The organism is Microbispora sp. ZYX-F-249 (assembly GCF_039649665.1).
GTDB classification, from domain to species: Bacteria; Actinomycetota; Actinomycetes; order Streptosporangiales; family Streptosporangiaceae; genus Microbispora; species Microbispora maris.
In genome coordinates this window covers 1-6,974 of sequence record NZ_JBDJAW010000092.1, presented here as the reverse complement: position 1 = coordinate 6,974, position 6,974 = coordinate 1, and the positions used below count along the sequence as shown (strand labels likewise).

7 protein-coding genes and 1 pseudogene are annotated in these 6,974 nt (G+C 70.5%); 2 read left to right on the top strand and 6 right to left on the bottom strand.

The window, feature by feature from the left end; genetic code table 11:
• Positions 1-337 (top strand): hypothetical protein (locus AAH991_RS39545; protein WP_346231090.1); only part of this gene is annotated, 337 nt, incomplete at its 5' end.
• 247 nt (positions 338-584) lie between these two features.
• On the opposite strand, the gene AAH991_RS39540 is transcribed toward AAH991_RS39545, so the two are convergent.
• Positions 585-872 (bottom strand): hypothetical protein, encoded by a 288-nt coding sequence (locus AAH991_RS39540; protein WP_346231089.1) that lies wholly within the window; start codon positions 870-872, stop codon positions 585-587.
• 594 nt (positions 873-1,466) lie between these two features.
• Between AAH991_RS39540 and AAH991_RS39535 the strand changes: the two genes are divergently transcribed.
• Positions 1,467-2,207 carry a hypothetical protein gene (locus AAH991_RS39535; RefSeq protein WP_346231088.1) on the top strand — a complete coding sequence of 247 codons (741 nt, stop codon included), beginning with the start codon at positions 1,467-1,469 and terminating at the stop codon, positions 2,205-2,207.
• Between the two features lie 149 nt (positions 2,208-2,356).
• On the opposite strand, the gene AAH991_RS39530 is transcribed toward AAH991_RS39535, so the two are convergent.
• From AAH991_RS39530 to AAH991_RS39510, 5 genes and pseudogenes are all read right to left on the bottom strand, one after another.
• Positions 2,357-3,955: an ISL3 family transposase gene (locus AAH991_RS39530; RefSeq protein WP_428834094.1), complete on the bottom strand. Its 1,599-nt coding sequence runs from the start codon at positions 3,953-3,955 to the stop codon at positions 2,357-2,359.
• A 210-nt stretch (positions 3,956-4,165) separates the two neighbouring features.
• A complete protein-coding gene (locus AAH991_RS39525) occupies positions 4,166-5,662 on the bottom strand; it encodes a hypothetical protein (protein WP_346231092.1) in 1,497 nt (498 codons plus the stop codon).
• Positions 5,662-6,054, bottom strand: coding sequence for a hypothetical protein (locus AAH991_RS39520; RefSeq protein WP_346231091.1), 393 nt, complete (start codon positions 6,052-6,054; stop codon positions 5,662-5,664). The genes AAH991_RS39525 and AAH991_RS39520 overlap by 1 nt, the downstream gene beginning before the upstream one ends.
• Positions 6,055-6,295: 241 nt before the next feature.
• Positions 6,296-6,508: pseudogene (locus AAH991_RS40620) on the bottom strand (DUF4913 domain-containing protein); the annotation flags it as partial.
• Positions 6,509-6,599: 91 nt separating this feature from the next.
• The coding region (locus AAH991_RS39510) for a DEAD/DEAH box helicase family protein (protein WP_507185161.1) at positions 6,600-6,974 on the bottom strand (375 nt) is incomplete at its 5' end.

Here is a 6,974-nt window from a genome sequence, read left to right as displayed (position 1 = left end):
GCTCTACCGCCTGTGGTTCACGCGGACAGCGGCGGCGGGAGCCGGCATCGCCGTCGCATACCTTGCCGTCGCTCTCTGCCCCGGTGCCCTGCCGGCGTTGTGGGACCTGCCGTTAGATGTGGTGATCGCCGACAATCTACCCCTCCGGCTGGGCGGGTGGATCCTGCTCGTGGTCATGGCCGCCTTCCCGGTGGAGGGACAGGTTCTGCTCCCGGGATATTGGATCACGCTCGCCTCCGTCGCCGCGATGTCCGCCCTCGCCCTGGTGCTCCTCGCCGGCAAGGACAAGGACCATCCCCGCTCGGCGCCCTCCCCCATACAGAAGGTGCAGGCATGAGAGGCCGTCGAGCAGCACGTGTGCGTCCGCATGCTCGCCAGGGAACCGCGGCGCCGTCGGTACGGAGCTCTTCCTGTAGTTCCCAATGCGGCTGGAAATACGGCCTCCGCCTCTGGCTGGCGGACGCGAAACCTCCCCCGTCGTCGCACACCACATCGCGGGCAGGGGAGCAAGGCACGAGCCCACCGTGGAATCGGATCTCTGTCAGCGCGACCGTGGGCGGTACGGCTGTCGCAGTGCAGCGGCGTCAGAAGGTGGTGCGGGGGTCGCACCACCTGAACGAGCCTCCCTCGGGGTTGACGTCGGGGCCGTGGCAGAGCATCACCGATCGGATGCGGCCGAAGAAGACCGAGTCGCTGACGCACTGCCGGCCCGGGCCCGCCCGGATGTTGATGGTTCTGCCGTATGTCGTCTCGTACTCGGCGCCCACGAAATCCTTGTCGGCCTCCAGGCCGCAAACCATGATGTCCTTGCGGTCCGCGCTGATCTCGACTGAGCCGTTGCCGTTCATGAGCCGCGCTTTCCACGACTCCACGCCTGCAGAGGCTTCCGAGGCCCCCGCGAGGAGCGAAGCCGCGACCAGCGCTGCCAGGACCACTGTCCGCCGACCGAGCATCTCCCTTATTCCTTTCCTCGATTGGAATCAGCAGACAGACGACCGCGTTCGCGCCGCACTCTCATACGGGGGATACCGGCCTGTCTTACGGGACAGGCTCCGCCCACGCGACGTCCGCACCGCCGAGACTCATGCCGAGGCGTTGCTCGCCCTGTGACCGGCCCTGATCGAGGCGCGACCGGTGCGCGGGCCCCGGGCGCGGTGAGCAGTGAGTCCTCGACCCGGAAAACAGTCCGCCCCGGCCGGGGAGAAGCGCGCCAAGCTCGAAGGTCCTCTGCGGCGGCTCGGCCGCGATGCCTCCGCAGCGGCGGGATGAACTGGAAGAAGATCTATCCGGAGGCGAACGGCTGACAACCGATCTTTCCCCTGCCACGTCTCCTGTTGGCCCCTACGTCATAGCAGGAGTCGGCGTTGCGTATCCCCTCCGTGGTGTCAGTCGTCGTCGCGAGCTGCCTGACGCTGATGTGGCAGCCGGCTCACGCCGCCCTGCCCAGCAGCGACCGTGGCCTGCGCGTGGTCTCGGAGGTCGTGAAGTACGAGTGTGGCACCGATGAGGCGGCCGAGACGCAGGACGTCCGGATCAACGTCGAGCTGACCATGCCGGACAACGCCACCGCAGGGCAGCAGATGTCCATCGGCTGGCGGGGAACGTATGTCACCGGCAGCGAACTGCGGGTGCCCGCCGCCGGACTGCCCGGCGGCGTCAAGTTGTACGCATACGCGGCTCTCACCGGGATCGAGGGCCTGACATCCGCCACCGGCGTGAGCGAGCCCTTGAGTATCACCGCCGGACAGACCATCCCGCTGCCGCAGACCGCAGTCAGCATGAAGACGACCTCGTCCAGGGCGGGCGAAGCGTCGGTGCGACCGGCTGCCATCAATGTCGGATCCTCGCCCACCTCGCCGCTGATCGAGTGCGAGGTGCGGAACGCGGGCGCCCTGACCCCCTACACCCTGACCGTCGCCCAGGGCAGTCAGGCGAGCACCTCTCCCACTCCGGACGCGGCCACCACGAGCCCGAAGCCGACCCGGACCCTCACGACCACGGTGACGGCTTTTGCATCGGGCGATGCTGACCTTGACGAGGAGATCCCGGCGGCCGGGGATGTGGACGCGACCCCGGCGGGTGGGGCTGCGACCGGAGGTGGGGGCGAGGCCGGGCCGGACGGGCGGATGTACGTGCTTACCGGCCTTGTGATCGCTTGTGCCGCCGGCGCCGGACTCCTGCTGCGCCGTCGTATTGAGTCGGGGTAAGCAGCGCCGGCGCGGGCCAACAGCCGCCGGCCATCCTCCGCAACCTGGGCGGAAGAGGGGGTCAGGCATCGACTGTGTCTCCCCGACCGGCAGCTTGTCAACGACGCTCGAATTCTGGATCAGGCACACTTTTCGTGATCGGACCCTGGTCAGTCGGCCAGCAGGAGGCGTTTGCGCAGGAGGTCGGGGTTGGCGCGGCCGTACATCTGCCGCTTGAGCATCTTGGTCCGGTTGACGTGCCCTTCGACGGGTCCGGAGCTGTAGGGCAGGGTGAGGCCGGCGGTGACGGCGTCTTGGTCGCGGCGTACCCCGGTGACGAAGGAGCGCAGGTCAGGCAGGTCGTCGCGGAGTACCGCGTTGATCCATGCCTCCAGGTCCCGGCCGCGGCGGTTCATCATCATGTCGGCGAACTCACGCACGTGAACCCGGAGGGCTGCCAGCTGGGGAGATAAGGCGATGAGTGTGTCGAGGTGGTGTTGCTCGCCGAGTTCGAGGTGGGCGGGGTTGCGCAGGAACCAGCCGGTGGCCTGCCGGACCGTGGGCGGGCGGAGCGAAGCCGGGGTGGGTGGTAGGCCGGCTCGCCAGGGGCGGACGTATTGGCGGACGGCGGTGCTGCTGCCGCGGTAACCGAGATTCCGCAGTTCGTGGCAGAGGAGGTCGGCGTTGGTGCATCCCTCCGCCCATCGCTTGCGCAGGTAGTCGTCATAAGCGTCCAACGCCTTGGGCCGCTGGCCGGTGCCGGTATGCACCAGCAGGTCTTCAGGGTTGCCGGCGCGGGCGAAGCGCCGGACGGTGTTGCGGCCGAGGTTCAGCCGCCGGGTGATCTCCCGGACGCCATGGCCTTGCTTCAGCAGAGCGTGAACGACGGCATGCCGTTCCCGGGTGCGAACAGCGATCCGGTCGTTGCGGTCAGCAGGTATCCGAGGTCGGGTGGGCGCCTGCGCAGGCGGAGCAGGTGCGGGCTGAGCGCTGAGCGCGGGGACCAGGGACGGCAGGTGATGGCGGTGCCGGGTGAGGGTGCGTTCGACGGCCTCGCCGAGGTTCCTCCACAGGTGCCAGCGATCCGCCACCTGGATCGCCTGCGGTGCGCCACGGGCGGCGCCCTCGGCATAGGCGCTGGCCCGGTCCCGGCACACGATCTCGACGCCGGGGTGAGCGTGCAGCCAGGCTGCGAGGGTGTCGGCTGTCCGGTCGGGCAGCACGTCGACCACCGTGCTGGTGGAGATGTCGATCAGGATGGTGCCGTAGGAGTGGCCCCGCCAGTAGGCGAAGTCGTCCACGCCCAGCACCCGTGGACCCGCCGCGAGGGGCGGCTCGGGCAGGCCGCGAATCAATCTGATCAGCGTCGTCCGGCTCACTGCGGTGGCCAGGCGCAGGCTGAGCCGGGCCCCGGCGCGACCGCCCAGCGCCAGCGCAATCGCCCGCAACGCCCTGGCCGCCGGGACGCTGCGGCGGCCGTATCGCACTGTCAGGCCGGGAATCTGCTCGGCGAACGTCGCCCTCGCGCAGGTGGTATTACGGCAGAAGAATCGGTGTACCCGCAGGTGGATGAGTAGTTCCTGGCCGCCGGCTGCGGTGTCGGACAACCGCCGTTCGTAGTGACTGTGCCTGCGCCACGACCGAGTCCCGCAGTCCGGGCACGCGGCCTCCATGGTGCCGGTCCTGGCCCGGATCCGCACCGTCGTTCCCGCACGAAACACCTGGTCAATGCACACGCGGGCCAGGTGGGGGAACAGGATCGCGACCATCTCACTGATCAACACGCCGCAGATCGTCGCCGCCGGGAGGTGACCTACTTGCTAGAACGCCTGAACCGTGATCAGCTCAGCCGAGGTCCGATCACGGAAAGTGTGCCTGATCCAGTTTTTTCACGCGTCGTCGACACCGCTCCCGGCATCCTCGGCGCGCTGTGTCTCGCGCCGTCGACGACGGCTCGAGCGGTGCACCTTCTCGATGGTCTACCTGAATCGACCGCCCCGGCGCAGGGATGGCGGAGAGGCCGGTGAGGGCGCTGGCACTATCCCCACCTGTGAGGCGGCGGAGAGGTCGGGGCGGGAGTTGTATCCATCGGTGCCGGTGGTCATCGCCTTCAGCCTGCGTAGCGTTGCTGCCCGGTCGGACGCACCGCTGTCGAGGGTGCCGCTGCGGCGCAGCTCCAGGATGCGGATGTCCTGCCACAGCTCGTCGCGCTGCTCGGCGGGGGCGGCCAGCAGGATCGCCTCGCTGAGCGCTCGTGATGCCCTGACCTTCGGGCTGCCGAGCTGCTCATAGGCGGTCAGCAGGTGGTCTCTGCCGGGCTGCCCGGCATCGACGCGCAGTGCTCGCCGTACGTCCAGTCGGTCCCGTTCGGCCACGATGGTCAGCCCTTCGAAGGCGTGCAGGACCGCCCGGGCGGTCGGGACCATGTCGGCGGCGCCGGGGGCGATCACCGCGGGCGCTTTGAGCGGTGCGGTGTCTCGTCGGGCCGGGGTCCACGTCGGGTTGTCGTACAGCAGCCGGCCGAGGCGCACGGTCATCTGATCCAGGTGCTGCTCGCGGACCGATCCGGACATCGGGCCCGCCGCGGCCTGTCCGTGCCAGGCCTGGCGCACGCCCGTCCACTCGGTGTTGGCCCGCTGGACGACATTGGTCGCCTGCTGCAGCGCCTTGCCGAGCCTTTGCTGCCGGTCGGGGTTGAGTTCGTGGCAGCGGCGGGTGAGCTGGGTGAGCGTCTTGCCCGCGATGTCGGTGATGATCGACGCGGCCAGGGCGGTGCGCTGCCACTGCCGTGGGCTGAACTCCTGGGGGCGATGGCAGAGTGCGCGGAGGGCATCGCTGCCGGCGACGATGCCGGCGGACAGCTCCTGCGGAGTTTGGGCCTGCAGGGGGACCGGTTGCGGCGGCCACGGGGGCTCGTTGAGCGGCACCGCACGCAAGGAGGCGCCGTCTCCTGTCCGGGAGGCGCAGCGGAGCGCGGACGAGCGCAGCAGCGAGCAGGCGGTCTGCGTGTCCGGGTCGCGGGTCAGGCCCGAGCGGTCCATGACGGCCACCAGGGCGAGCGCGTGGTCGGCGACCTCGCTCAGCAGGCCGTCGCGGACCTGCTCGTCGCTGATGACGGCGGCCCAGTCGGAACGAGGGGCATCCCCGCGCCGGGTGAAGTGCGTGGCCAGCATGTCACCGGCGGCGCCCCAGCTGGCCGACGCCGCGCGCAGGTGCAGCGCGAGCGGATGGGCGGCTGCCGCCGCCGAGGTGGGCCCGAGGCGGGTCAGCAGCCGGGACGCCTCGTGGATGGGTTGCGCGATGCCGTCGGCGCGGGCGAAGTCCTCGACGCACCGCGCGAGTCTGGCGGTCAGCGAACGGCAAGCGTCTTTGGCCGCCGCGGTGATGTCGCCGGTCAGTTGCGGGTGGGCGTGCATGGTGGCGCCGCCCAGGTGTGTCCAGGCGCCGTCCAGGAGATCTCCGAAGGTGGTGTCCATCAGGCGAGCAGGTCCCGGATCCGCCCCGCGTGGGCGGCGGCGTTGAGCACGGCAAGCCGCCGGATGGGGTCGACGCTGTGCTCTCCATGGGCCACGAGCACCTCGCACAGCAGGCCGCCGAGCCCGGCGGCTTCGTTCAGGTCGGGTACGGCGCCGGAGGCGTCGACCTCGCCGAGCTGCGTGCCGAGCGCGGCCATGCCCTCGAGCGCCTCCTGCTGGGCGAGGGCGAAGGTGGCATACAGCTCCGGCGGACCCTGGTGTTCCCCGGCACTCATGCCGACGGCGAGTGCGGTGAACGCGTCGACCGCCGCGGCGACCGAGACGACGGAGGCGGCGCGGTCGGCGTCGCGCCGCTCGCGCAGGGCGCCGTAGGCGTCGGTGACGGAGATCAAAACGCTTTCTTCCTTCCGGCGGGGCTCGATGCTCGCGTCGGCCGCTGCTGTCGGCGGGGCCGAACGGGGTTCTGTGGATAGGCGGAGATGTGCACATCAGGCGTCGAGGGGGGCACCGGCCACGTTCGGGGCTGCCAGGCCCGTCCACCACCACGACGGCGCCGGTACGGCTCGAGCCTGGTGGGGTTCCAGGTGTTCGGCCTCGGTGCACTGGTAGAACGGGCCGCCCGCCGAGCAGGATCGGCAGGTGATGGTCGAGGTGGCCGTACCACTCGGCCATCCCGGTGCCGGGCTTGAGCCGCAGCGTCTCCCACAGGTGCCACAATGTGGTCAGGCGCGAGATCGCCTCGGCATGGCGCCACCACTCGGCGCACCAGCGGAACTCCCCGCCCAGCGTGCGCCGGTACATCGGCAGGAACCGCTCGCTCACCCAGTCCTCCAGCGTCGCGAACACCGGCTGCGGCTCCTCACCGGGCGACTCCTCGGGCTCCGGCTCGGTGCTCACCGCCTGTCCTCCCCGCCGTCGTAGGTCTCCCCCGCGCCGGTCAGCTCCGGGTACGGATGTCGCCGATTGGCACCGCGGCCGCGCCGTGCCGCGGCGGCGCCCGTCTCGTGGGCCGTGCCGCTCCCACGGTGATGAGGGCGACGGCCCGGTCGCGGGCGGCGGCGATGTCGGCACCGTGGGGGCCGGTGTACCAGGGGCGGAGCTTCAGCAGCGCCGGTCGGACGCCGGTGGCCAGCAGCAGGGCGGTGCCCGGTTCGAGCGCGCGGATCGCGGCGGGCTCGAGGATGTCCTGGCGGCGCAGGCTGATCTGCTCGCCGGCGTGGCGCTCGCCGTAGGACAGGCTCCTGACCGGAACGTCATGCTGCCCGACCAGCGTGGCCAGGTCCCGGGCCAGACGCGGGGAATCGACCCCGGT

Bases quoted from the DNA above. Each gene is read 5' to 3' on its own strand.
- AAH991_RS39530 (WP_428834094.1), bottom strand. From the start codon at position 3,955: ATGGTCGCGATCCTGTTCCCCCACCTGGCCCGCGTGTGCATTGACCAG.
- AAH991_RS39525 (WP_346231092.1), bottom strand. From the start codon at position 5,662: ATGGACACCACCTTCGGAGATCTCCTGGACGGCGCCTGGACACACCTG.